This is a genomic window from Chlorobaculum sp. 24CR (assembly GCF_004118635.1).
In the GTDB taxonomy this organism is placed as follows: Bacteria; Bacteroidota; Chlorobiia; order Chlorobiales; family Chlorobiaceae; genus Chlorobaculum.
This window is the reverse complement of sequence record NZ_SDGU01000026.1, coordinates 111,843-135,450: the sequence shown is the minus strand read 5'-3', so window position 1 is coordinate 135,450 and position 23,608 is coordinate 111,843. Positions and strand designations below refer to the sequence as shown.

25 protein-coding genes are annotated in these 23,608 nt (G+C 58.6%); 9 read left to right on the top strand and 16 right to left on the bottom strand.

Going from position 1 to position 23,608, the window contains the following annotated elements:
• The first annotated feature begins 287 nt into the window (after positions 1–287).
• On the top strand, positions 288–1,604 hold the full coding sequence (locus tag EST62_RS06600; RefSeq protein ID WP_129051309.1) for a peptidylprolyl isomerase: 1,317 nt from the start codon (positions 288–290) through the stop codon (positions 1,602–1,604).
• Here EST62_RS06600 and gyrB read toward each other — a convergent pair.
• From gyrB to EST62_RS06585, 3 genes are all read right to left on the bottom strand, one after another.
• Entirely contained in the window at positions 1,593–3,536 is a 1,944-nt protein-coding gene (gyrB, locus tag EST62_RS06595) for a DNA topoisomerase (ATP-hydrolyzing) subunit B (protein WP_129051308.1), read from the bottom strand. The two genes, EST62_RS06600 and gyrB, sit on opposite strands and share 12 nt — an antisense overlap.
• Before the next feature lie 73 nt (positions 3,537–3,609).
• Positions 3,610–3,999: a YraN family protein gene (locus tag EST62_RS06590; RefSeq protein WP_129051307.1), complete on the bottom strand. Its 390-nt coding sequence runs from the start codon at positions 3,997–3,999 to the stop codon at positions 3,610–3,612.
• Between the two features lie 11 nt (positions 4,000–4,010).
• A complete protein-coding gene (locus tag EST62_RS06585) occupies positions 4,011–4,628 on the bottom strand; it encodes a ribonuclease HII (protein ID WP_129051320.1) in 618 nt (205 codons plus the stop codon).
• A 244-nt stretch (positions 4,629–4,872) separates the two neighbouring features.
• On the opposite strand from EST62_RS06585, the gene EST62_RS06580 reads away from it, so the two are divergent.
• The 3 genes from EST62_RS06580 to EST62_RS06570 all read left to right on the top strand — a co-directional run bounded on the left by EST62_RS06580 (position 4,873) and on the right by EST62_RS06570 (position 9,266).
• On the top strand, positions 4,873–6,555 hold the full coding sequence (locus EST62_RS06580; RefSeq protein WP_129051306.1) for an Rne/Rng family ribonuclease: 1,683 nt from the start codon (positions 4,873–4,875) through the stop codon (positions 6,553–6,555).
• A 141-nt stretch (positions 6,556–6,696) separates the two neighbouring features.
• Positions 6,697–7,563: a 2,3,4,5-tetrahydropyridine-2,6-dicarboxylate N-succinyltransferase gene (locus EST62_RS06575; protein WP_129051305.1), complete on the top strand. Its 867-nt coding sequence runs from the start codon at positions 6,697–6,699 to the stop codon at positions 7,561–7,563.
• A complete protein-coding gene (locus EST62_RS06570; protein WP_129051304.1) occupies positions 7,560–9,266 on the top strand; it encodes a S41 family peptidase in 1,707 nt (568 codons plus the stop codon). Before EST62_RS06575 ends, EST62_RS06570 begins: the two co-directional genes overlap by 4 nt.
• Before the next feature lie 29 nt (positions 9,267–9,295).
• Here EST62_RS06570 and EST62_RS06565 read toward each other — a convergent pair whose 3' ends face one another.
• From EST62_RS06565 to EST62_RS13970, 6 genes are all read right to left on the bottom strand, one after another.
• Positions 9,296–9,997, bottom strand: coding sequence for a DUF3593 domain-containing protein (locus EST62_RS06565; protein WP_129051303.1), 702 nt, complete (start codon positions 9,995–9,997; stop codon positions 9,296–9,298).
• Positions 9,998–10,319: 322 nt separating this feature from the next.
• The gene (locus EST62_RS06560; protein WP_129051302.1) at positions 10,320–11,471 is read right to left on the bottom strand and encodes a geranylgeranyl diphosphate reductase; all 1,152 of its coding nucleotides are present in this window, start codon (positions 11,469–11,471) and stop codon (positions 10,320–10,322) included.
• A gap of 318 nt (positions 11,472–11,789) precedes the next feature.
• The gene (locus tag EST62_RS06555) at positions 11,790–13,259 is read right to left on the bottom strand and encodes a glycine--tRNA ligase (RefSeq protein ID WP_167599212.1); all 1,470 of its coding nucleotides are present in this window, start codon (positions 13,257–13,259) and stop codon (positions 11,790–11,792) included.
• Positions 13,260–13,411: 152 nt separating this feature from the next.
• Positions 13,412–13,897, bottom strand: a complete 486-nt coding sequence (locus tag EST62_RS06550; RefSeq protein WP_129051301.1) for a DUF4411 family protein — start codon at positions 13,895–13,897, stop codon at positions 13,412–13,414.
• Positions 13,894–15,045, bottom strand: coding sequence for an ImmA/IrrE family metallo-endopeptidase (locus EST62_RS06545; protein ID WP_129051300.1), 1,152 nt, complete (start codon positions 15,043–15,045; stop codon positions 13,894–13,896). Before EST62_RS06545 ends, EST62_RS06550 begins: the two co-directional genes overlap by 4 nt.
• A 306-nt stretch (positions 15,046–15,351) precedes the next feature.
• The gene (locus EST62_RS13970; RefSeq protein ID WP_371414681.1) at positions 15,352–15,546 is read right to left on the bottom strand and encodes a hypothetical protein; all 195 of its coding nucleotides are present in this window, start codon (positions 15,544–15,546) and stop codon (positions 15,352–15,354) included.
• A 101-nt stretch (positions 15,547–15,647) separates the two neighbouring features.
• Between EST62_RS13970 and EST62_RS13965 the strand changes: the two genes are divergently transcribed.
• From EST62_RS13965 to EST62_RS06525, 5 genes are all read left to right on the top strand, one after another.
• On the top strand, positions 15,648–15,992 hold the full coding sequence (locus EST62_RS13965; protein WP_371414680.1) for an AAA family ATPase: 345 nt from the start codon (positions 15,648–15,650) through the stop codon (positions 15,990–15,992).
• Positions 15,989–16,117, top strand: a complete 129-nt coding sequence (locus EST62_RS13880; RefSeq protein WP_256372361.1) for a hypothetical protein — start codon at positions 15,989–15,991, stop codon at positions 16,115–16,117. Before EST62_RS13965 ends, EST62_RS13880 begins: the two co-directional genes overlap by 4 nt.
• Before the next feature lie 188 nt (positions 16,118–16,305).
• Positions 16,306–16,563 (top strand): hypothetical protein, encoded by a 258-nt coding sequence (locus tag EST62_RS06535; RefSeq protein WP_129051299.1) that lies wholly within the window; start codon positions 16,306–16,308, stop codon positions 16,561–16,563.
• Positions 16,564–16,732: 169 nt separating this feature from the next.
• Positions 16,733–16,987: a hypothetical protein gene (locus tag EST62_RS06530; RefSeq protein WP_129051298.1), complete on the top strand. Its 255-nt coding sequence runs from the start codon at positions 16,733–16,735 to the stop codon at positions 16,985–16,987.
• 30 nt (positions 16,988–17,017) lie between these two features.
• The gene (locus EST62_RS06525) at positions 17,018–17,830 is read left to right on the top strand and encodes a linear amide C-N hydrolase (protein ID WP_256372362.1); all 813 of its coding nucleotides are present in this window, start codon (positions 17,018–17,020) and stop codon (positions 17,828–17,830) included.
• A 425-nt stretch (positions 17,831–18,255) separates the two neighbouring features.
• On the opposite strand, the gene EST62_RS06520 is transcribed toward EST62_RS06525, so the two are convergent.
• From EST62_RS06520 to EST62_RS06490, 7 genes are all read right to left on the bottom strand, one after another.
• Positions 18,256–18,774, bottom strand: a complete 519-nt coding sequence (locus tag EST62_RS06520) for an O-acetyl-ADP-ribose deacetylase (RefSeq protein WP_129051296.1) — start codon at positions 18,772–18,774, stop codon at positions 18,256–18,258.
• A 101-nt stretch (positions 18,775–18,875) separates the two neighbouring features.
• The gene (locus EST62_RS06515; RefSeq protein WP_129051295.1) at positions 18,876–19,352 is read right to left on the bottom strand and encodes a YkvA family protein; all 477 of its coding nucleotides are present in this window, start codon (positions 19,350–19,352) and stop codon (positions 18,876–18,878) included.
• A gap of 40 nt (positions 19,353–19,392) precedes the next feature.
• Positions 19,393–20,220, bottom strand: a complete 828-nt coding sequence (locus EST62_RS06510; RefSeq protein ID WP_129051294.1) for a rhomboid family intramembrane serine protease — start codon at positions 20,218–20,220, stop codon at positions 19,393–19,395.
• Between the two features lie 67 nt (positions 20,221–20,287).
• Entirely contained in the window at positions 20,288–21,481 is a 1,194-nt protein-coding gene (pgk, locus tag EST62_RS06505) for a phosphoglycerate kinase (protein ID WP_129051293.1), read from the bottom strand.
• A gap of 91 nt (positions 21,482–21,572) precedes the next feature.
• Positions 21,573–22,619, bottom strand: a complete 1,047-nt coding sequence (gene mltG, locus EST62_RS06500) for an endolytic transglycosylase MltG (RefSeq protein ID WP_129051318.1) — start codon at positions 22,617–22,619, stop codon at positions 21,573–21,575.
• A gap of 13 nt (positions 22,620–22,632) precedes the next feature.
• Complete coding sequence (locus EST62_RS06495; RefSeq protein ID WP_129051292.1) at positions 22,633–22,959, bottom strand: chorismate mutase; 327 nt, start codon at positions 22,957–22,959, stop codon at positions 22,633–22,635.
• 90 nt (positions 22,960–23,049) lie between these two features.
• The gene (locus tag EST62_RS06490; RefSeq protein ID WP_129051291.1) at positions 23,050–23,574 is read right to left on the bottom strand and encodes an NYN domain-containing protein; all 525 of its coding nucleotides are present in this window, start codon (positions 23,572–23,574) and stop codon (positions 23,050–23,052) included.
• Positions 23,575–23,608 lie beyond the last annotated feature (34 nt).

The window sequence follows — 23,608 nt, the reverse complement described above, 5'->3', positions numbered from 1 at the left end:
GTTCCTTTTCTTGCGTTCCCGCCATGCCCCCCTGGGGTCTCGACTGCCGGGGGGGGGGGGGCAATCCTCAAATTCCCGCTCCTTTTCCCCAGCCTCAATACGCCTCTTGCCCGTAAAGGAGATTCTCTGTATGTTGCAGCTTCATTGACCCTTGCGGCCCTCGCCGGTTGCCTGGGGTCAACGGTTTCCGGAGCACGGAATGCTTCGTTGTGCCGGATCATCACGATGAACAAGCGCCCGTCGGTTACGAGCGGGAGGCTGTCTCTACAAGAAAAATCCTGATCTTTATGAAAAAAGTATTGTTTGCCGTGCTTGCCGCCCTGATGATCGCCATGAACGGTTTTGTCGATGCATCCGCTTCGACCGGCCTCGACAGAATCGTGGCTGTCGTGGGCAATGAAATCATTCTCGCTTCCGATGTCAACGAGCAGGAGCTGATGCTGCACCTACAGTATCCCGACACCAGGAACGACGCCCAGCTCAGAAAGCGGATTCTGGAGAATATGATTAATCAGAAAATCATTTTGACCAAAGCGAAGATCGACACAGTCAAGGTCGATGAGAAGAGCGTCGATGACCAGGCGGCGGCGCGGTACCGTTCGCTTCGCGCCGGATTCCCGTCGGTCAGCGCCATGGAGACGCGCTTTGGCCTACCGGTCAATCGCCTCAAGCAGCATATTCGCGAAGACATCAGGGATCAGCAGATGATCGAGGCTTTTCGGAGGAAACATTTCCGCGAGGTGAACGTTTCGTACGACGAGACGATGGCCTTCTACCGGCAGGAGAAAGACAAGCTGCCCGAATCATCGGAAACGGTTTCGGTTTCACAGATTATCAAAATGCCGCTGGTCTCCGAAGCGGCAAGGCAGGCGGCTCTCGAAAAGATAACGGCCGTGCAGCGGCAGCTTGAAGCCGGAGTTGGCTTCGCCGATCTTGCCCGCACCTATTCCGACGATCCGGGATCGCGGGAGATGGGCGGCGACCTGGGCTTCACCCGCAAAGGGGAGCTGGTGCCAAACTTCGAGAAGGCGGCGGCGACGCTCAAGCCGGGGCAGATTTCCGGCATTGTCGAAACCCGTTTCGGCTACCATATCATCCAGCTCATCGACAAGGATGGCGACCGCCTTCACACCCGCCACATTCTCGCCCTCTTCGACCGGAGCAAAACCGATATTCCCGCCACCATCGCGCTGCTCAAATCGATCCGCGAGGAGGTGCTCTCCGGCAAAGCCACCTTTGCTGCAATGGCTGAAAAGTATTCGGACGATGCCGCGTCGGCGGCCAACGGCGGGCATATCACCGCAGCCTCGGGAAGCCCGGATCTCGATTTTGCAACCATCCGGCCCGATCTTCAGAAGATCATTGCCGGATTGAAAAACAGTGGAGCTATCAGTCAGCCCGAGAAGATCGAGCCGGAGAAGGGGTCTTCGTTCTATGCCCTGTTCATGCTCAATGCACGGCAGCCCGCGCACGTTCTCACTCCGGAGCACGATTTCGCGCGAATCGAGGAGCTTGCCATGAACCACAAGAGCCAGGAGCTGTTCAACGCCTGGATCGAGAAGCTGAAAAAAGAGGTGGTGGTGAAGGTTATGTCAGACGTCTAAGCGTCTGACATACTTTGCGTTCTGCTCGATAAAGTTGCGGCGGGGTTCGACCTTGTCGCCCATCAGCGTCGAAAAGACCTGGTCGGCCTCCATCGCATTCTCCACCGTGACCTGCAACAGGGAGCGGTGCTCCGGATCCATCGTGGTGCTCCAGAGCTGTTCGGGGTTCATTTCACCCAGACCCTTGTAGCGCTGGATCGAGACGTTGGCCTTGCCCTTCTGAAGCTTTTTCATCGAATCTGCGATACTCAACCGCTCCTCCTCGTCCCAGGCGTACTGCTGCTCTCGGCCCGACTTGACCAGGTAGAGCGGCGGCTGGGCGATGAACACCTTGCCCGCCTCGATGAGCGCACGCATGTAACGGAAAAAGAAGGTCAGGAGCAGTGTGCGGATGTGCGCCCCGTCAACGTCGGCATCAGTCATGATGATGATCTTGCCGTAGCGCAGCTTTTCCGCCGAGAACTCCTCCTCGCCGATGCTGGTGCCGAGCGCCAGAATGATGGTCTTGATCTCCTCGTTTTCGAGCATTTTGTGCAGGCGCGCTTTCTCGACGTTCAGAATCTTGCCCTTCAGCGGCAGGATTGCCTGGAAGCTGCGGTCGCGCCCCTGTTTGGCGCTGCCGCCTGCCGAGTCGCCCTCGACGATGTACAGCTCGCAGTGCTCCGGATCGTTGATCGAGCAGTCGGCGAGCTTGCCGGGCAGGCCGGAGCTTTCGAGCACCGACTTGCGCCGCGTCAGCTCCTTGGCCTTGCGGGCCGCCTCGCGCGAAATGGCCGCGCCCTTCACCTTTTCGATGATGAGCTTGAGAGTTCCGGGGTTGCTCTCGGCGAACTCGGCGAGCTGTTCGTTGACGATGGTCTCGACGATGCTCTGCGTCTCGGAGTTGCCGAGCTTGGTCTTGGTCTGCCCCTCGAACTGCGGCTCCGGCACCTTCACCGAAATCACCGCCGTCAGCCCCTCCTTGAAGTCGTCGCCGGTGAGGGTGAACTTGACGTTCTTGAGCAGGTCGTTCTTCTGCGCGTAAGCGTTGAGCGTACGGGTCAGCGCCTTGCGGAAGCCGGTGACGTGCGTACCGCCCTCGTGCGTGTTGATGTTGTTGACGTAGCTGAAGACGTTCTCCTGGTAGGAGTCGTTGTACTGCAAGGCGATTTCGACCATCGTTGAATCGCGCTCGCCCGAAAGGAAGATCGGCTCCTTGAGTAGGCTGAGGCGGTTGGCGTCGGTGAAACGCACGAACTCCTTCAGGCCGCCCTCGAAGTGAAAGGCCTCCTCAATCCCCTCGGCGTCACGGACGATGATGCGCAGGTTGCTGTTCAGGAACGCCAGCTCCCTCATGCGGTCGATGATGATATCCTTGCGGAACTCGGTGGTCTTGAAGATTTCGTGGTCCGGCTTGAAGGTGACTTTCGTGCCGCGCTGGTCAGTCGTGCCGACCTCTGCGACATCCCCCTGCGGTACGCCGCGTTTGTAGGTCTGCCGGTAAATTTTGCCATCGCGATAAACCTCCGCCTCGCACCACTCCGACAGGGCGTTCACCACCGACGCGCCGACGCCGTGCAAACCGCCGGAGACCTTGTACGCGCCTTTGTCGAACTTGCCGCCCGCGCCGATCACCGTCATGACCAGTTCAAGCGCCGACCTCTTCTTGACCGGATGCATATCGACCGGAATGCCGCGCCCCCGGTCGGTGACCGTCACCGAGCCGTCAGGGTTTATGGCTACGAGAATGTAGTCGTTGAAACCGCCGAGCGTTTCGTCAATCGAGTTGTCAACGATTTCGTAAACCAGATGGTGCAGGCCGCGGCTGTGGATGTCGCCGATGTACATGGCCGGACGTTTGCGGACATGCTCGATGCCATCGAGAACCTGAATATTGGTAGCGCCGTAATCGGCTACAGCGTTCTGTGCGGTCTGGATATCGGTTTCTTGCATGGGAGCGTCGTGCGTGATGAATCAGTAAAAACTTTTGATCTGAAAGATAACAAAAAACCGCTCATATGCTATTTCAGCGCCGGTCGCCGATCATGAAGGCCGCCTTGATATGTTCGATTTCGTACTCCCGGATGGAGCGCTCGTCGAGGCTTCGGGCGAGCACGGCGATGACGTCGAAGCGGCAGGTGATCCACGGGTCGTCGAGCGCCGCCAGATAGCCGACGGCGGCCCGCGCGATCTCCTTCTGCTTGCGCAGCGTGACCGATTCGGCGGGGTGCCCCCTTGCGACGGAGGCGCGCGTCTTCACCTCGATGAAGCAGAGCGCCTCGCGGTCGAAGGCGATGATGTCGATCTCGTTGCGATGATAGCGGTAGTTGCGCTCGACGATGCGGTAGCCCTTCGCGACGAGATGCCGCGCGGCGATCTTTTCGCCTTCGATTCCAAGCCATTGAGGGGTATGCATGGAAAGAGGGGTTATTTTTCTCCCAACTTGCGGAGTTTAAAGCTCTTGCGGTGTATCGCACAGCGCCCGTGCCTGGCGATGGCCTCGACGTGCCGGGCGGTCGGGTAGCCGAAGTGGGCGTCGAAACCGTACTCCGGATACTCGGTGGCGTAAGCGCTCATCAGTTCGTCCCGGCAGGTTTTGGCCAGCACCGAGGCGGCGGCGATGGAGAAGACCTTCGAGTCGCCCTTAACGATGGTCTCGAACGGAATCGGCAGCACCGGCTTGAAGCGGTTGCCATCGACCAGCAGCAGCTCCGGCGCAGCGCCGAGCAACTCGACCGCCCGGTTCATGGCGAGCATCGTGGCCTGCAAAATGTTGATCCGGTCGATCATCTCCGCATTCACCTCCGCGATGGCCCAGCTTTCGGCGGCCTGGCGGATGGCCGGGGCCAGCGCTGCGCGCAACTCCGGGGTCAGCTTTTTCGAGTCGTCGAGCCTGGCGAGGATGCCTGACGGCCTGAAGTGGCGCGGAAAGACCACCGCCGCAGCCACCACCGGTCCGGCCAGCGGCCCGCGTCCGGCCTCGTCGATGCCGCAGACCCGCGACATCGACGCCCAGAGCGGCATTTCAAAATCGGTTGACAGCATGGCGATGGTAACGGTTGGCATCAGACTCTTCTTCAAGGTGCGAAAATCCGGGAATCCGGCAAAAATGTTCGGCGAAAGGGGGCCGCGCCGGGCCGCGAAGTGTCAGGGAAGTGTTATATATTACGACAAATCTTTTTACAAGGAACGGTTCGCCATCGCACGACGCGAGCCGTAAGGAGTTTCAACAGGGGCGCGGTTGTCCGGAATGCCGGGGGATGCGCCGCCCGTAACCGTGAGTTTTTGAATGAAGAAGAATGTGAAGAAACAGCTCCTGATGAACAAGACCGGAGATGAAATCCAGGTCGCGCTCGTCGAGGAGGGACGGCTTGCCGAGCTGATTATCGAGCGTCCGGAGAGCATGAGGAGCATCGGCGATATTTATCTGGGCCGGGTGCACAAGGTGGTCGAGGGCCTCAAGGCGGCCTTTGTCGATATTGGTCAAAAGTCCGACGGCTTCCTCCACTTTTCGGATGTTGGCACCACCAGCGAGGATTACCGGGCGCTGGTTGAGGATGATGACGACGACGAGAATGGCGGCGACGAGGGCGATGATGAACGTGAAGGCGACGGCGACTCCGAAACGCCCGCGCCGCAGCGGGAGCCGGCTCGACCCGCCGGACAGCAGAAGAGCGAGCAGCGGCAGCAGCCATCCGGCGATGCTGCCGAAAGGCGTCAGTCCTACACCCAGATGATCGCCCAGAAACTCAAGCCCAACGACTCGATTCTCGTGCAGGTCATCAAGGAACCGATCAGCACCAAGGGTTCCCGCCTCACCTCCGACATCACCATCGCGGGCCGCTTCATGGTGCTCCTGCCCTTCGGCGGCGGCCAGATCGCCGTTTCGCGCCGCGTGGTGTCGCGCAAGGAGCGGGGACGGCTCAAAAAGCTGGTGCGCTCGATGCTGCCCGAAGGGTTCGGCGCGATCATCCGCACGGTGGCCGAGGATCAGGAGGAGACGCTCCTGAAGCAGGATCTCGAAAAGCTGCTGGCCAAATGGACGCAGATCGAAGAGAAGTTGCAGGACGCCAAGCCGCCCCAGCTCATTTTCAAAGAGGACACCATCATTTCGAGCGTACTGCGCGATTCGCTCACCACCGACGTCACCGAAATCGTGGCCAACTCCAACTCGATCTACAACGAGACGCTTAACTACATCCAGTGGGCCGCGCCCGACATGGTCAAGAACGTTTCGCTCCACCAGGGCAAGCTGCCGCTCTTCGAGGGGTACGGCATCGCCAAGGATGTGGAGTCGATCTTTTCGCGCAAGGTGTGGCTCAAGTCGGGCGGCTACATCATCATCGAGCACACCGAGGCGATGGTGGTCGTGGACGTCAACAGCGGGCGCTACGCCGCCAAGCGCGAGCAGGAGGAGAACTCGCTCAAGACCAACCTCGAAGCCGCCCGCGAAATCGTGCGCCAGCTTCGGCTGCGCGACATCGGCGGCATCATCGTGGTTGACTTCATCGACATGATGGATCCGAAAAACTCGAAGAAGGTCTATGACTCCATGAAGACCGAACTGCGCAACGACCGCGCCAAATCGAACATCCTGCCGCTTTCGGACTTCGGCATCATGCAGATCACCCGCGAGCGCATCCGGCCGAGCCTCATGCAGCGCATGGGCGATCAGTGCCCCGCCTGCGGCGGCACCGGCGTGGTGCAGGCGCGTTTCACCACCATCAACCAGATCGAGCGCTGGCTGCGCAAGTACGCGCTTCAGCAGAAGGTGCCGTTCCAGCAGCTCGACCTGCATGTCAGCCCGACCGTGCTCGAACCGATGCGCAACAGCGACATGAAAACCGAGATGAAGTGGTTCCTGCAACACCTCGTTTTCGTCCGGATCAAAGCCGACGAAAGCCTGCGCAGTGACGATTTCCGCTTCTACAACAGGAAGCACAGCACCGACATCACCGCCGAATTCAATTGACATCTCTTCGGTGACAACAGGCCAAAGGCAGTAAGAGATTGGGCTAAAGCCCGGATTTATTTTTATCCTTGTCTCCCCGGCCTGAAGGCCGGGGCAATTTTTAAGAGTTTTTTGCCGGACTAATATTACCCAAACCGACACATGGAACAGTACCAGCAGATAAAGGATCAGATCATCGCATTGTCTCCGCTCACCGCCGACCAGCTCAAAGCCGATCCGGAGTCGAAAGCTGCGTTTGCTAAATTCAAGACGCTGCTCAACGAGGGCAGTATTCGCGCTGCCGAACCCGATTCGTCGGGTGACGGATGGAGGGTTAACCAGTGGGTCAAGCAGGGCATCCTCGTCGGCATGAAACTCGGTGGGCTGATCGAAAGCCACGTCGATCTCGACGGCCTTGGCAGCTTCTCCTTCATCGACAAGGACACCTGGCCGCTCCGCGAGTTCACCGCGGCGGAGGGTGTGCGCATCGTGCCCGGCGGCTCGTCGGTGCGCGACGGCGCGTACCTGGCTCCGTCGGTGGTGATGATGCCGCCCGCCTACGTCAACGTCGGAGGTTACGTCGATGAAGGTTCGATGATCGACTCCCACGCGCTGGTCGGCAGTTGCGCCCAGATCGGCAAAAAGGTGCACCTCTCCGCCGCCGTGCAGATTGGCGGGGTGCTCGAACCGATCGGCGCGATGCCGGTGATCGTCGAGGACGAGGTGATGGTCGGCGGCAACTGCGGCATCTACGAAGGGACGATTGTCAAGAAACGCGCCGTGATCGGTACGGGCGTGATCCTGAACGGCTCCACGCCGGTCTATGACCTGGTCAACGGCACCGTGCTGCGCAAGAGCGCCGACGGGCCGCTCGTCATTCCCGAAGGAGCGGTGGTGGTGGCCGGCTCCCGCCAGGTGAAGGGGGAGTTCGCCGCCGAACACGGTCTGTCGATCTACACGCCGCTGATCGTCAAGTACCGCGACGAGCGCACCGACAGCGCCACGGCGCTCGAAAGCGCACTCCGGTGAGCTGGTTCAAAAGCCAGAGGTACTCCTGCCACGGGTGGCTGCGCGTCGCGACGATCTCCGCCGCCATCGCCTTCATCGGCGCGCCGCCACTCACAGCCGCGACGGCATCGAAGCCGAAAGGGGACTTTTTTGCCATCACCAGAAGCATCGACCTTCTCGGAGATGTCTATAAGAATGTGTCGCAAAGCTATGTCGATCCGATCGATGTGAGTGAATTCATGTATTCGGGGATCGACGGCATGATGGCCCAGCTCGATCCCTACACAACGTTTCTCGATGAAAAGCAGTCCGGCGAACTCGATGAGATCACCAGCGGACAGTACACCGGCATCGGCATCACCCTTGGCGTTTTTTCCGGTGATCTGTTCGTCACCTCGGTGATCGACGGCCAGACCGCCGCCAAAGCGGGATTGCTGATAGGCGACCAGATCGTCGCCATCGATGGCCTCAAGGTTGGCAAGAAGCCCATCAACGAAGTCCGGAACGCCATCAAAGGGGCTCCCGGCACCACCGTCAGGCTTTCGATCAGAAGAGATGGTCAGGGATCGTCGAAAACCGTTACCCTGAAGAGAGGCGAGGTGAGGGTAACGTCCGTGCCGTATTCCGGCCTGTTCGGTTCATCGGGGTATGTGCGGATGAACAGTTTCAGCGCGCATTCACGCGATGAACTGAGTTCGGCGATCCGAACGATCCGTGAAGAAGCCTCCAAAAACCGTGTCGCGCTCAACGGCATCGTGCTCGATCTGCGCGGCAATCCGGGAGGCCTGCTCACCTCGGCGGTCGAAGTGGCGGGGCTGTTCGTCGCCAAAAACAGCAGGGTCGTCTCCACTCGTGGCCGGGCCGCCGACAGTGGGCAGACCTATATTACCAGAACTGATCCCCAGGAGCCAACACTGCCGCTGGTGGTGATGATCGACGGCGACAGCGCCTCGGCTTCGGAGATCGTGTCGGGCGCGATTCAGGAACTCGACCGGGGCGTCATTGTCGGCGAAAGCTCGTTTGGCAAGGGGCTGGTGCAGTCGATCATCACGTTGCCGTACGACCACATCCTCAAGATGACGACGGCCAAATATTACACGCCGTCGGGCCGCCTCATCCAAAAGCCGATCTCTCGCGAAGAGTCGCGCCGCAAGGTGGTGCTCTTCACCGGTGATGCGGACTCCACGAAGGTCTTCTACACCCGCAACCGGCGCAAGGTTTACGGCGGCGGCGGGATTCGCCCGGATGTGGCCGTCAGCGCCGACTCACTCTCCGAATACCGGCACACGCTGGAGAACTCTGGTCTGCTATTCCGATACGCTTCACGGTTCCACCGGAAGCATCCGGGATTTCAGTTGCAGCACCTGCCGTCGGAACCGGTTTACGGGGAGTTCAGCCGCTTTCTCGAAAAAGAGCGCTTTGTTTTCCGTTCGGGCACGCAGAAAAAGCTCGATAGCCTGAAATCGCTCATTCAGAAAGAGGATGGGGAGGACAAGGTGCTTGCCGACCAACTCGATACTCTCGACAAGGCGCTCGCGGCATCGACGAAGCGAAGCATTTCACGCGACTCGCTCCGCATCACCGCCGCCCTGCAGCGTGAGATCATGCGGCATTACAGCGAGCGGGCCGCCATGCAGAGGGCGATAGAGGATGACCTGGTGGCGGCGAAGGCTTTCGCGCTGCTTGCCGATCAGAAGCGCTACCGGAAGCTGCTCAAGCCGTAGGCGCGAAGCCCAGGCCGCAGGCGCGAAACTCAGGCTCTGAGCCGCTCTTCGGCGAGCTTGTGCTGCTTGTGGATGCCGATGACGATCATCAGATTGCTGACGCTCAACAGGCTCTCGGCAAAACCGTGCAGGAAGTCGTTATGCGAAAGCGACTGATAGCCGAGCACGTGCATGGCGATGTACATGCAGACCACCGTCACAGAAATAAAGACCAGCACGAACCAGAATCCCGCTACGGTCAATGCCGAGAACGCCTCGGGATCCTGCTTGCGCACCTTCAGCAAGAGTACCAGAAAAGTCATATAGACGAAGCTCGAAATCTGCAAAACGGCGTCGAACCAGCTACTGCCCATCATGAACGAGTAAGGCGTCGAGCCGCTTCCCGCCGCCAGCGCCACCCCGCCGAACAGCGCGCCCATCCACGCTTTGGCCGGTTTGGCCTCCCGCTTCTCCTCCCCTTTCAGGATTTTGAGGGTCGCGTACAAGAGCGCGACGCTTCCCAAGAGGTTGATCGCCTCGGAGAGTTCGAGGAAGCGCATGATGGTGTCGCCGGTGATGTGGTAGAAGAGCACGAACCAGCTCCCGACCCAGTGCGGCAGCATGAAGAGCGCGAACCGCCGCACATCCCGCCGCCCGATAAACTGCCCGTAGCGGTAGAGCATGACAAGCGCCACGCCCCACTCAAGCGACGAAAACAGGTGGATCAGCCAGTTCAGCGGAGAGAGCAGCATGTGGGTACTTCACACAGGATGATAAAAACTTCAGAATCCTCGCTGTTGCGAGGAGCGCGTATCCGGATCGATACCGCGCACGGACCTTGAATATGAATAACCAGAAAAAAACCAATCATTTTCGATTGTAGGGACGGGTCTTGTGCCCGTCCTCTTCCTCTGTCTTTTCATGGAAAGGAGCATCGCGACGCGGCAATCCACGCGCACTCAGCGAAGGGCGGCAAAAGATGGATCGCCACGTCCCGACAGGTCAGGACTCGCGATGACGAATTTTCGTCATTCAGGGAGCAGGTGGCCTCAATCATCCCTTCAGCCCGGCTCATCACGAACCCTTCGCGAGGTGATAGACGTTCTTCGCCATGATCTTCATCTGTACGCTCCACGGTGCGGGCACCATTTTTTTGTAGAGGTACGAGTCGAAGGTGATCTCCTGCACATCCTTGTCGCGGCAGATCGCCACGAAGCTTTCGCGCAGTCGGTCGCTCTTGTAATAGACCGACTGGAGCGCCTGCAATCCGAAGAAGATGGGCGAGTAGAGTTTGCGGAACTTCTTCTCGTAGCTCGAAAGCGGCGTGTTGTTGCGGATGCGCTCGATCATCGCCTCCGCGCCCAGCTTGCCGGAGCGCATGGCGAAGAAGATGCCCTCGCCGTTGGCCGGGGTCACCAGGCCCGCAGCGTCGCCAACGAGAATGGCGCGCTCCTGCGTGAAGGAGCGGCGCGGCTTCATCGGAATCTTCGCCGCCTCGTTGAGGTAAGGCTTTTCGGTGATGCCGATCTTTTCGACGAAACGCTTTTGCAACTGCTTGATGTCGCGGCGGTGCTCCTCGGTGCCGGTGCCGATGGCGATGTGGTCGGTCTTCGGGAATATCCAGCCGTAGAAATCGGGCGAGACTTCGCCGTCGAACCAGATCTCCACCAGCTCCTCGTAGGGCTTCAGCTCGTCGCAGTAGTGGAAGCGCTGCTGCATGGCGATCACCTTCAGGTCGTTCGGCGGGAAGCCCAACTCCTCGGCGGTTTTGGAGTTCGCGCCGTCCGCGCCGATAACGAACGAAGCCTCCACCGGCGGCAGCGCCTCGCCCTCCTTGTTGAAGAGGTGGATCGTGAAGCGGTCTGACGCGCGGTCAATTTTCTTCACCAGCGCCTCGACCAGCTCCGCGCCAGCCTTCTGCGCTTTCTCGCGAAGGTAGCGGTCGAAGCGCTCGCGGCGCACCATGCCGACGTAGCCGTTCGGCATGTGCATGAAGATGGTTTCACCCTTCGGCGAGCGCACGCTCATGCGGGTCAGCTTCTTCTCGACCAGCTCGTCGGGAATGTCGAACTCCTCGATCAGGCCAAGCGGAATCGCTCCCCCGCACGGCTTGACGTTCGACAGATTGCGTTCGACGAGGATAGTCGAGTGGCCCGCTTTCGACAGAATCTCCGCGGCAGCCGCGCCCGACGGGCCTCCTCCTATGATTGCGACATCGTATAACATTGCTTCGACTTGTTAGTCCGGTAAGGCTCTTTGACAATTGCCCCAGACTTCAGTCCGGGGTTCATGGATCAAAAAATAATTCAGGGCTTTAGCCCAATCCTGTCCATTTTGCATCCCCGGCTTGAAAGCCAGGGCAACATGAATGTAAGAATCCTGAATGTCCGGAGGGTTAAAACCCTGCTGAATATCTCCAGTTTCTCACGACAATAAATCGAGATGTCCGTTTTACTAATTCGGCCATGACAATTGCCCCGGACTTTAGTCCGGGGTTCATGACCTGAAAATAGTTCAGGGCTTCCGCCCAATCTCTTCGTTCTCTTAAACCAGCTTCGAGGCCAGGAACTCGGCGGCTTTCGACATCTCGATCCGCTCCTGCGCCGCCGTGTCGCGATAGCGCACGGTGATGGTGCCGTTCTCCAGCGTGTCGTGATCGACTGTGAAGCAGAACGGCGTGCCGATCTCGTCCTGGCGGCGGTAGCGCTTGCCGATCGAGGCCGCGTCGTCGTACTGCACCATGAAGTTTTCCGACAGGTCGCGGCAGAGACGGGCGGCTTTTTCGCCCATCTCGCCCTTCTTCATCAACGGCAGCACGGCGGCTTTCACCGGCGCCACCTTCGGGGCGAGCTTCAGCATCACGCGCGGCTCGCCATCCACCACATCCTCCCGGTAGGCGTCCGACAGCAGCGCCAGGAAGGTGCGGTCGCAGCCCGACGAGGTCTCGACGACGTACGGAATGTAGCGCTCGTTGGTGGTCTGGTCGATGTACTCCATATTTTTGCCGGAGTACTGCTGATGCTGGCTGAGGTCGAAATCGGTGCGCGAGTGGATGCCCTCGATCTCCTCCGTGCCGAACGGGAACTCGAACTTGATGTCATAGGCCAGGTCGGCGTAGTGGGCCAGCTTGTCGTGCTTGTACCAGTGCAGCTTCTCTCTGGTCATGCCGAGCGTTTCGGAGTACCAGCGGAAGCGCTCCTCGCGCCACGCCTCGAACGCTTCGAGCTGCGTGCCGGGCTTCACAAAATACTGCATCTCCATCTGCTCGAACTCCACCATGCGGAAGATAAAGTTGCCCTTGACGATCTCGTTGCGGAACGCCTTGCCAATTTGGGCGATGCCGAACGGCACCTTCATGCGCGACGACTCGCGAACGTTGTGGAAGTTCACGAAGATACCCTGCGCCGTTTCTGGGCGCAGATAGACAAGGCTCGATGTATCGGCCACCGCGCCCATGTTGCACTGGAACATCAGGTTGAACTGGCGCACCTCCGTCCAGTCCCCGGAGCCGGTATCGGGAGCCTTGATCCCCTCGCCGGTGATGATCTCGTAGAGCACCCGGTTGGAATCCTCAGCGCTGTCGGCTCCCTCGTAGGCCGCCTTCACCCGCTCGGCATCGTCGGTTTTGTCATCGCGCACGAGCTTGGCGATGTGATTCTCGATCAGGTGGTCGGCGCGGTAGCGGCGCTTGGTGGTGCGGTCATCGATCATCGGATCGTTGAAGCTCGCCACATGGCCCGAAGCCTCCCAGACGGTCGGATTCATCATGATCGAGGCATCGATGCCCACGATATTCTGGTGGCGGCGCGTCATAGAACTCCACCACAAATCCTTGATATTCTTCTTCATCTCGCTACCCAGCGGCCCGTAATCGAAGCACGACGACAAGCCGCCGTAAATTTCGGACGACGGGAAAATGAACCCCCGCCGCTTGGCCAGCGAAACCAGTTTATGCATCACTTTATCGGGCGACAGACTCTGCGTCTGCACCCGCGACTGATCGGAATTGCTCATCGTTAGACCTGAGAGTTTGAAAATTTCAGAGGCCGCCACCCATCGCCGGGCGGAGCGCAAACCTCGAATATAACAAACGAGCGGGATTTAACGTGCCGGAGGTGTTGGGGGGGGGTGGTTGTGAGCTTGAATCAGATCAGTTACGCTTGTCGTCATCTAAGAATGAACCGTGCCTGCTCGCGACGCAACATTTCGTAAGGCGTCATGAACCGTAGCTGGAGTCCGAGGCAGGCATTGGGAATCTTGATTTTGCGTTGTGAATTGGAGGGTATCTCATGCGTAACGAGTACGTGCCCGCCTGAAAGAGCATGGGCCACAAGATAGAAATCTGCTACCTGCAGAAAAGTATTGATAGCCGTAGGCTCATACGTCTGACTGGTCGCCCAAGTGCTGACCTGACCGAATTTTTCTACGGTGCCGCTATCGGTATTGAGAAACAAGTCGCTTGCGTGATTGTTCATCCAGCCGGTCAGTTTGTCATCTCCAGCCGCGATTTCATCGGCGACCTTGTCGATGCTGAACACCTTTCCTGAGGCATTGTTTTCGATCAACCATTCCCAGAACGCAGGACAGAAATCGAGGCCGTAATGCAGGTTTTTTGCCTGGATGAAAACATTGGCATCGAGCAGATAGGTCATGGCATCACTCCCAGTTCATGCGCTGCTTCGTAAAAGGTTGCCGACTTTCGTACGCCCAAAAGACGGAAAGCGTCCCTGAACAGGGTATGCCCTTCCAGCGTACTGAATAGTATGGCTCGCGCAAAGCGCTTCCCGGTGCGAGCTCCAAGAGTTCGGTAAAAATCACCACCAGGGCTTTTGCGTTTTTCAAGCGAAAGGATGCGATCAAGCTCCTCCTGATAGCATTGGTTCATCGTCGCTCTGTCGATAAATCCCGCTTCGAAAAGACGCCGTAAAACCACAAGGGTACTGACCTTGAAAAACCGGGCCAGACGGTGCATCTCCTTTTCGACAGGTATGCCAGGATCATGAGCATTATGCAATTCCTTTTTTGGTACCAGCAATTCAGCGGCGACATGATTGCACCAGCGTTCAATCTGTAATTCAGGAATGACACCTGCCTCTGGATTAGACAGGCCGCTTTCAGCAAGCCAGATGTGCGCCAGTTCATGCGCAAGCGTGAACATTTGTGCGGCTTTGCTGTCTGCGGCATTCAGAAAAATCAGTGGCGCGACATTATCGGTAAAGGCAAAACCGCGGAACTCTTGTGCATCCAGTTTCCGATGGCTATTGCTTCCGACGATGGAAGTGGCCATGACAAGCACACCGGCCTCTTCCGCTTTTGCGATAAGCTGACGCAGTGCATCGGTCCATGTTGGAAGGGCTTGACATTCAGCGACCGAGAGCGATAGCTCCTGACGCATCTGTGCGGCAACAGCATCAGGATCATCCGATATTGTTGCACTGCCGACAAACCGTAATGGCTGTAATCCCTGGATCAGGGCATACTCGCGAAACCACTCCTGCCGTTGCTGGCACAGATAAATCGTGTCGAGCAATGCTGTGCTTGGTTCACGTAAATGATTGTCACGATGAGTGCGAAAATCCGGGACAGGCAAGGTCAGCTCTGGCGGGTCAGGCAGGAAAAAATAACCGAACGGTGTATGCGTGAGCCTTGCGAAATCCTCCAACTGTTTCAACGTTGGGGATGCTTCACCTTTCAGCCACAGTGGCCATTTTCTGAACCGTTTTTCCAACTCAGTATCACTGAGCCAAGCTCTGCTGGCTGCCCATTGCAATACCGGAATGGAGGCAGAAACTGTGCTCATTGTTGATCCCTAATCCCTTTGATTCAGTCGATGATTGTTACGAGAGGCTTGCTGCCAGTAACAATCATTCAAAATGCTAATTTGAAATATAATGCGATTTTTCGGTGATATGTAACCATCCTAATCTATTCCTGTTTAGCACACGACCTACTTTTCTCCGAAAAACCAATTCCGCTGCGATTGGACTAATGCTTTTTTGTCGCTATGCTGTTGAATAGCAATATGGGTTAAGAAGTACATCCTCAAATAGATTAATTCTTTTCTAAAATATTATATAATAATAAGATAATTTTTTCTTGCAGCGTGCTAATCCGGTGCTGTATAGGCGTTCGGGTGATATTGCCCAAGCGAATAAATTCTGTAAGGAGTTGCTGATTTGGCTTTGATTTCGATTCCGAGGCTGATGATTTCGGCTTCGTGGAAGAGCGCCGGGAAGACCACGGTGAGCCTGGGGCTGCTTCGGCTTTTGGCCGAAAGAGGGCTGCCGGTGGTCAGCTTCAAGAAGGGGCCGGACTATATCGATCCGATGTGGCGCCGCGTGGCGAGCGGCGGCGAGTGCTACAATCTCGACACCTGGATGATGGGCGAGGAGGCTGGCCGCGTTGCTCGACACGCCGGTGCTGCTGGTGATCGACAGCCGCCGGATGAATCGCGGCGTAGCCGCGCAGGTGCTCGGCCTCCAGGCGATGCCGCCGAAGGTTCGGATCGCGGGCGTCATTCTCAACCATGTCGCCACCGCGCGGCAGGAGTCGAAGCAGCGCCAAGCCATCGAAACCTTCTGCAACGCGCCCGTGCTCGGCGCGATTCCCGCCGACTCGTCGCTGCTGCTGCCCGAACGCCATCTTGGCGTGGTGGTCAGCGTCGGCGAGGCGTCGGATGCCGAAGCCTTCATTCGCGTCGTCGCCAAACGGTCGAGCGCACCGGCGAGGAGACAATCCGCTGGATGAACGTCACGAGTTACCTGAAAAAGCGGAAGGACAAGCGGAGCCGCCAGATCGTCTTCGACGGCGAACCGCTCGCGATGAAAGCGGTCTGGCAGCTTCGTGACCGGTATTTTTCGAGGAGATACTGACGATATTGATGTCGGGAAGCAGTACCTGGTTTTGCTCGGAATGTTGTCGGCGTTTTTACTTCCGCGGATATGCCGTATAAAACGATAGTTTTATAACTTACGAATAGCATTGTTTCGCTGGCAGGAACGTTGATGATAACCGGATGCAGGAAACACTGTTTTATGCAACTCAAAACAAGGAGGATGCCATGAAACGAATTTTTGCCATTGGCATGGCAATGCTGTTTGTCGTTGCCGGAGCGTCGCAGGCCGTGGCCGGAGGAGGACTGAAGATTCCGAATCCCTTTACTGGCGAGGTGGTGACGATCGGCGCTACGGCTGACGATCCACCCGGAGAGCCGGCTTCCGACCCAAGCGGCGCTTTCGGCTCCGCGCCTCAATCGGGCGACGGCATTCCTGACGGCAGTGGTCTGGACTCGCCCAATGGGCCGAATGCTCCGAAGTGAGCGGCGTATTGCCTGGTCATACAATAGGTTAATTCAGTCCCCCGTTTGAACCGGGGGATTTTTTTGCCGTGATATTCCATAAATTCACCAAATACCTGACCTCTGTTGATTGCCTGGATGTATGGAGGCGATCACTCCGGGTTCTTTAACCCCTCATCTCAAAACAGCCATGAAACGTCTGCTTGCCCTTTTCGCAGCGCTTGTTCTGTTTGCGCCGGGCGCGTCGTCGCGCGCCTGTACCGGAATCTCGCTCAAATCCACCGATGGCGCGGCCATTGTCGGGCGTACGGTCGAGTGGTCGCTGGACGATTCCGGGCACCATCGCCTCGCTATTTTTCCACGCGACAAAAGTTACATCGCCCAGACTCCCGACGGGCACAACGGCATGAAATGGACAGGGCGATACGGCTTCGTTTCGATGTAGGCGTATGGTCAGCCGTACGGCCCGGACGGGCTGAACGAGCGGGGCCTATCGGTCGGGATGTACTACTTCCCCGGCTTCGCCAGCTACATGCCGTATGACAGCGCGAAAGCGGCGGAGACCCTCAGCGTCGGGGATTTCATGCAGTGGATGCTCTCGTCGTTCGGCACGGTTGACGAGGTTCGCGCCAGGCTGAACTCGGTTCTCGTGCTCAATGTCGATGATCCGAAGTTCCACGGCGTGCCGCTGCCGTTCCACTGGAAGGTGGCCGACCCGACCGGCAAGGCTATCGTCATCGAAATGGTCGAGAACAGCAAGCTCAACGTTTATGATGCTTTTCTCGGCGTCATCACCAACTCGCCGGGTTACGACTGGCACCTGACCAACCTGCGCAACTACCTCTACCTGACCTCCGGGCCGCGCGCGCCGCTGACGATTGGCAAGCTGGAGCTTGGCCCGCTGGGCGCGGGTTCCGGTATGATCGGCCTGCCGGGTGACTTCACGCCGCCATCGCGCTTCGTGCGGGCCGCCGCCCTGACCGCATCGTCGAGGCCGCTTGCCGATGCCCGCACGGCGGTGTTCGAGGCGTTCCGGATTCTCGACAGCTTCGACATTCCGGTCGGCGCGGTGACGCCCGCCAAAGCGACCGCCGGCGACATCGAGAGCGCCACGCAGATCACCTCGATTTCCGACCTCAACAATGTCCGCTACTACTTCACGACCATGCGCAACCGCGAGGTGCGGATGATCGACCTGAAAAAGATCGATTTCGCAAAGGTCAGGGAGCAGATGATCGACGGCGACGAAGGACGGCTCTATCCGGTGCGTGAACTGAAGGTCAGGTAGCGCAAGGGGTGGCTTCGGTCGAAGCGCGACGGGTTCAGTGCCGGGGGCTTGCCCGTTTCACCACCGGACGCTCTTTGCCCCCGAAATCGAACGGCTCCTGCGGTTGGCGCGGGTTTCACGCCCGCCCTTTTTCAGGTGCTATGGCATTGGCGGAAACGGGCAGGCACGCAGGTCTGCCCCTACCGGGGAGATTAACGCACCGCATTTCGGATGGTTGATAAGCTGTTGGTGATTGCAGGCAGCTTTGCTGATAGAAGATGTTGGGCTGACGCCCGGAGTTTTTTCAGGACGACGTACCCTTGACTGAAGTCCGGGGCAACAAAAGAAATCTGCATTCAATTGCCCCGGCTTTCAACCCGGGGTATGCGTATCAATCAAAATAAAAAGGGCTTTAGCCCAATCTCTTCGGTTTATCTCTTCATCAATTATCCCCTCGCCAGCGCCTTCTGGTACACCTCCAGATCATAATCCGAGAAGCAGCAGAAGAGCACCTCGTCGATGCCGCTTGCATCCGCGAGCGCTTCGCGCACGGTTTGCGTGGCGATGGCGGCGGCCTGTTCGACCGGGTAGCCGTAGGCGCCGGTGCTGATGGAGGGGACGGCGATGGAGCGGCAGTGGCGCTCGTCGGCGAGCTTCAGCGAGTTGCGGTAGCAGGAGGCGAGCAGCGCGGCTTCGCCCTGGCTGCCGCCGCGCCAGACCGGGCCGACGGTGTGGATGACATACTTGGCAGGCAACCGGAAGCCCTTGGTGAGGCGCGCCTCGCCGGTCGGGCAGCCGCCGAGCTGGCGACACGCTTCGAGCAGCTCCGGCCCCGCCGCCCGGTGAATCGCCCCGTCAACGCCTCCGCCGCCAAGCAGCGAGGAGTTCGCCGCATTGACAATAACATCGACCTTCAGCGTGGTGATGTCCGCTTTTAGCGCTTGAATTTGAACAGTTTGCTGCATGGGTTTGGCGGAAGTGGACGAAGTGGACTGACACGGACAGACAACGACAAGCACCGACAAACATGGCAGCCGGTCATTTCTCCACCGTTATCCATTATCTATTATCCATTATCAACCGCCGCCTCCTTGACCTCCTCAAAATCGGCATCGATCACTTTTGGCATCGGTTCTCCCGTGTTTTGAGCGGTCATTTTTTCCCATTCGAGGAATTCGTTGAGGTCGTGGTTGATCGAGGCGAGCACGGCGGTGAACACGGCGGCGTCATCGAAAAAACCGACCAGAGGCAGGAAGTCGGCAATCGCGTCGAGCGGATTGACGAAGTAGATGAGCGCCGCGACGGCCAGAATCACCGTCTGCCACGGCACAATCCGGTACTGGCGGTTGACGTAGGCGCGGACAAGCCGGACGAGCACCTGAAACTTGTCGGTCAACTCGCCGAATGGCGATGAGGTGCTTGCGCTGCCGACCATGTGCAGCGCGGTGTCGATGACATTCCTGATCTTTTCAGGGTCGCGCAAGGTCTCTTCGGCAGCCTTGCGGGCGCGCTCGAAAATGCGGCCTTCCTTTTTGCTTTTCATGCCGGAGTGGTGCGTATCGCAGGGTCGCGCCGCCGGAGGTTCAGCGCTTGCCCGCCTTGAGTAAGGTGCGTTTTTCCTCCGCCGTCAGGGAGTCGTAGCCCCTGCTCGAAATCTTGTCGAGAATCCGGTCGATCTCGGCCTCCGGAACCTCGTCATCCTTGCCGCCGCCCTGCCAGAGAACCGGCCCTTTCGGTTTTTTCGGTAAAGAGAGCTTCCGGAGCATCCGGGTGATCGACCCGTCGTTGCGTCGGATCATGATGTAGATGAAGCCCACAAGCATACCGCCGAGATGCGCGAAATGGGCGATATCGCTGCCGCTGCCCATCGTTCTGTTGCCGAGACCCGAGAAAAATTCGATCAGGGCATAACCGGCCACGAAGTACTTGGTCTTGACCGGAAGGAGAAAGTAAAGGTAGATGTAGCGGTCGGGAAACATCATGGCGAAGGCGAGCAGTACGCCGAAAATGGCCCCGGATGCGCCTATGGTCGGATAGGGACTTCCCGACGTCGCGATAAGATTGATAAGCGCCGCGCCAATGCCGCAGGTAAAGTAAAAGGTGACAAAGTTTTTGGTGCCCCAGTAGTTTTCAATTTCAACGCCGAACATCCAGAGGGCGAACATGTTGAAAAAAATGTGCGCGAAACCGCCGTGCAGAAAGAGATAGGTGACGGGCTGCCAGATGTGAAAAGAGTACCCTGCGGAATTGTTCGAGCCTATCGGCCAGAGTGCGCCGTAGGTGGTCAGGGCGGGGCCGAACACGCTATTCTGGAAGAGGAACACGATCACATTGGTGACGATGATCGCCTTGATGGCCGGCGGCATTACCTGAAAGCCGCCGGGCGAGTATGGCTGGTCGTATCGGGTCATTCAGTATCGTTTACAGTGATTGGCAGAGCCGTTGCCGCGTTTCGGGATAGTGAATGAACGACGGTCGTTAATCGTTCAATGCTGCAATGCCGGGCAGCTCCTTGCCTTCGAGGAATTCGAGGCTCGCGCCGCCTCCGGTCGAGACGTGCGTCACCTTGTCGGACAGGCCCGCTTTGGCGATGGCCGCCGCCGAGTCGCCGCCGCCGATGATGGTGACCGCGCCGTTTGCCGTCGCGTCGGCAAGCGCCTGGGCGACGGCGAAGGTGCCTTTGGCGAACTGGTCGATTTCGAACACGCCCATCGGGCCGTTCCAGAGCACGGTTTTGGCGCCGGTGATCTCTCTGGCGTAGGTCTCAATGGTGGCCGGGCCGATGTCGAGGCCTATCATGCCTGCGGAGATGGCCGATACCGGCTCAATCCGCGAAGGCGCGTCAGCAGAAATTTCTCCGGCCACGACCACATCCTCCGGCAAGAGCAGGCGCACGTTCTTCTCTTTTGCCTTTTCGAGCAGGGAGAGCGCCAGTTCGAGCTTGTTCTCCTCGACCAGCGAGTTGCCGACGTCGAGGCCCTGTGCCTTGAAGAAAGTGAAGACCATCGCGCCGCCCACCAGCACGGTATCGACCTTCTCGAAAAGATTTTCGAGCACGTCGATCTTGCCGGAAATCTTCGCGCCGCCGAGAATGGCCACGAACGGCCGCTGCGCATCGTTGAGCGCCGTGCCGAGGTAGCGCAGCTCCTTTTCGATGAGGTAGCCCGCCACGGCAGTCTGCATGAAGTGGGTGATGCCCTCGGTCGAGGCGTGGGCGCGGTGCGCCGTGCCGAATGCGTCATTGACGTAGATTTCGCCCAGCGAAGCCAGCTCCCTGGCGAAATCGGCATCGTTGGCCTCCTCCTCGGAATGGAAGCGGAGGTTTTCAAGCATGAGCACCTCGCCGTCCTGCAGGGCGAGCACCTGCTGCATCACCTCGGTACCGATGCAGTCGCCGGCCATCGTCACGGGGCAGTCGATCAGCTCGGAAAGACGCTTTGCCGCCGGGGCAAGGGAGAATGCCGGATTGACCTTGCCTTTCGGCCTGCCGAGGTGCGACATCAGAATCAGCCTGCCGCCATTGTCGATGACTTTGCGGATCGATGGCAACGCCTCGACGATCCTTTTCTCGTCGGTGATGTTTCTGTCCTGATCGAGCGGCACGTTGAAATCGACTCGCATCAAGACCCGTTTTCCCTGTGACGATATGTCAGACAATGTCTTTTTCTGCATGTCCCTGTGAGTTGGTTGATAAATTTAAAGGCATTTGACTTGGGTGAATATACATAATCTCCGGCATCCGCGACATACCCGGAGCGATTCATCACGGCTTGCTGTCGCTCGCGCTCTGTTGCGCCTCTTTTCTGGCGGCCCGGTAACGCTGGATGTTGCGACCATGTTCGGCAAGCGTTTCGGCGAAAGCGTGACCTCCCCGGCCAGTTGCGACGAAGTAGAGATACCCGGTGTTCGCCGGATTCAGCACCGCGCGAATCGACGCCACTCCGGGGTTGCAGATCGGGCCGGGCGGCAGCCCCGCGTGGCGGTAGGTATTGTAGGGCGAGTCGATAGCGAGGTCTTTGTAATAGAGCGGTCGGCTCTGGCCAGGAATGGCGTATTGCACCGTGGGGTCGGCCTGCAAGCGCATGTTTTTTTTCAGCCGGTTCAGATAGACGCTGGCGATGACCGGCTTTTCCTCATCGACCGGCGTCTCGGCCTCCACGATCGAGGCGAGCGTGAGCAGGCGGGTTTCGTCGAAGCCCGCGCGCGCTGCCGCCTGCTTGAGGCTGTCGGTGTAAAATGCGCGGAAGCGGCCCGTGAGAAAAGCGACCACCTCCTTCGGCGTGCTGGCCCAGGCGAAGTTGTAGGTGCCGGGAAAGAGATAGCCCTCGGTGCTCCCGCCTTCGATACCGAGCGAGGCGAGCAGCCGGGGATCGCGCGAGGCCTGCATGAAGGCGGTCGAATCAATGTCGAGATTGGCGGCAATGATACGGGCGATTCTGCTCTCTTCGACGCCGTTCGGAATCATAACGCGCACCTCGTCCTGCGGGCGTGAATGGAGATACCAGAGCAGGCCGAAGGTGGAGTGGTTTCCGGCAATGGCGTACCGGCCCGGCTTGATCTTGTGCAGCGGCGGAATCAGCGCCCCGGCGGCAATCAGCGGCCATCGGTAGCGAATCACACCGGCCTCGTGCAGCGTTTCGACGATCCGGCGGAATCCCTCGCCCCGATAGACAGTAATTCTTGTCGGCCCACCCTTCGGCGATATGGAGTTGATGCCAGGCGCGAACAGGAGAAGGGCGACAGCGCTCACAACCGCCAGCAGCGTAACCCTCAGTGCGGCTGAACGGACGGGGGATTTCCGGGAAGGCATCGGGTTTTGCGAATTATCGGGAGGAGTGGTTCTGTTGACCATCCTTGCACTCCTGCTGAAAGAGGCGCGATTCATTGAGAATGGAGTGGTAGATCCTTTCGAGCGCCTGGCTCATCGCGGGTGAATCGGCATGACCGAGAACGTTGATGAACACCTCTTTCTCGCGCTCCGGCTGAAGCACGGTCTCGCCCATCCTCGATTTTACGGCGCTGATATTTCCGGCAAACTGCAAACGCTGGCACAGGAGGGCGGCTACCTGCCGGTCGATCTCATCGATTTTTCCTCTCCACTCTTCAAGCTCCCGCCAGGGTTCATGGTTCATTGCACGGCCTTCGGACATGATAACGATCGTCGGTTAAAGGGGGTCGGTAAAACGATTAACCCCGTATTATAACAAATTGTCTCAAGAAACAGACGCAGATTATCGCCATCAGCGTTTTCTGGCGAAGAGCCGGAGCCAGTAATCGACCTCCTTGTCGGAGAGCGGCCCCGAAGCGTTCTTGTTCATCCCCGATCCGCGCGGTTGTCCTGTCCGCCGCCCGCGCTCATCGATGGCGATGCCCATCGCCGCAAGCTCGTCGATAAAGGTTTCCGAATCGATGCACCTGGCGCCATACGCCGTCGAATGCCGCTGAATCTCCCGGTCGGAACTGACCACGAGCGTCATGGCAGCGCGCACACCGAGCGAACGGACGTGATCGATAATCCACCGGTCGGCGGACTTGACGGTGCCGCTGAAGGTGACATCGATAGCGCCGACAGTGGTCAGCGGCTTCGGCCCTCTGCCGCCATCATAGACCAGAATGACATGCCGCCGCGACTTCTGCCGGTACCGCGCGAGCGCCGCTTCGAGCAACTCGCGCAGAGCCGCCATCGGCGCATCGGCGCTGACCTTGCCAAGCTTGTGAATCAGATTGTACCCGTCAACGACGGTCTCCCGGTAACTCGATGCCATGCCTGCTGAATTCTATTTCCGATCCCTGTCACGG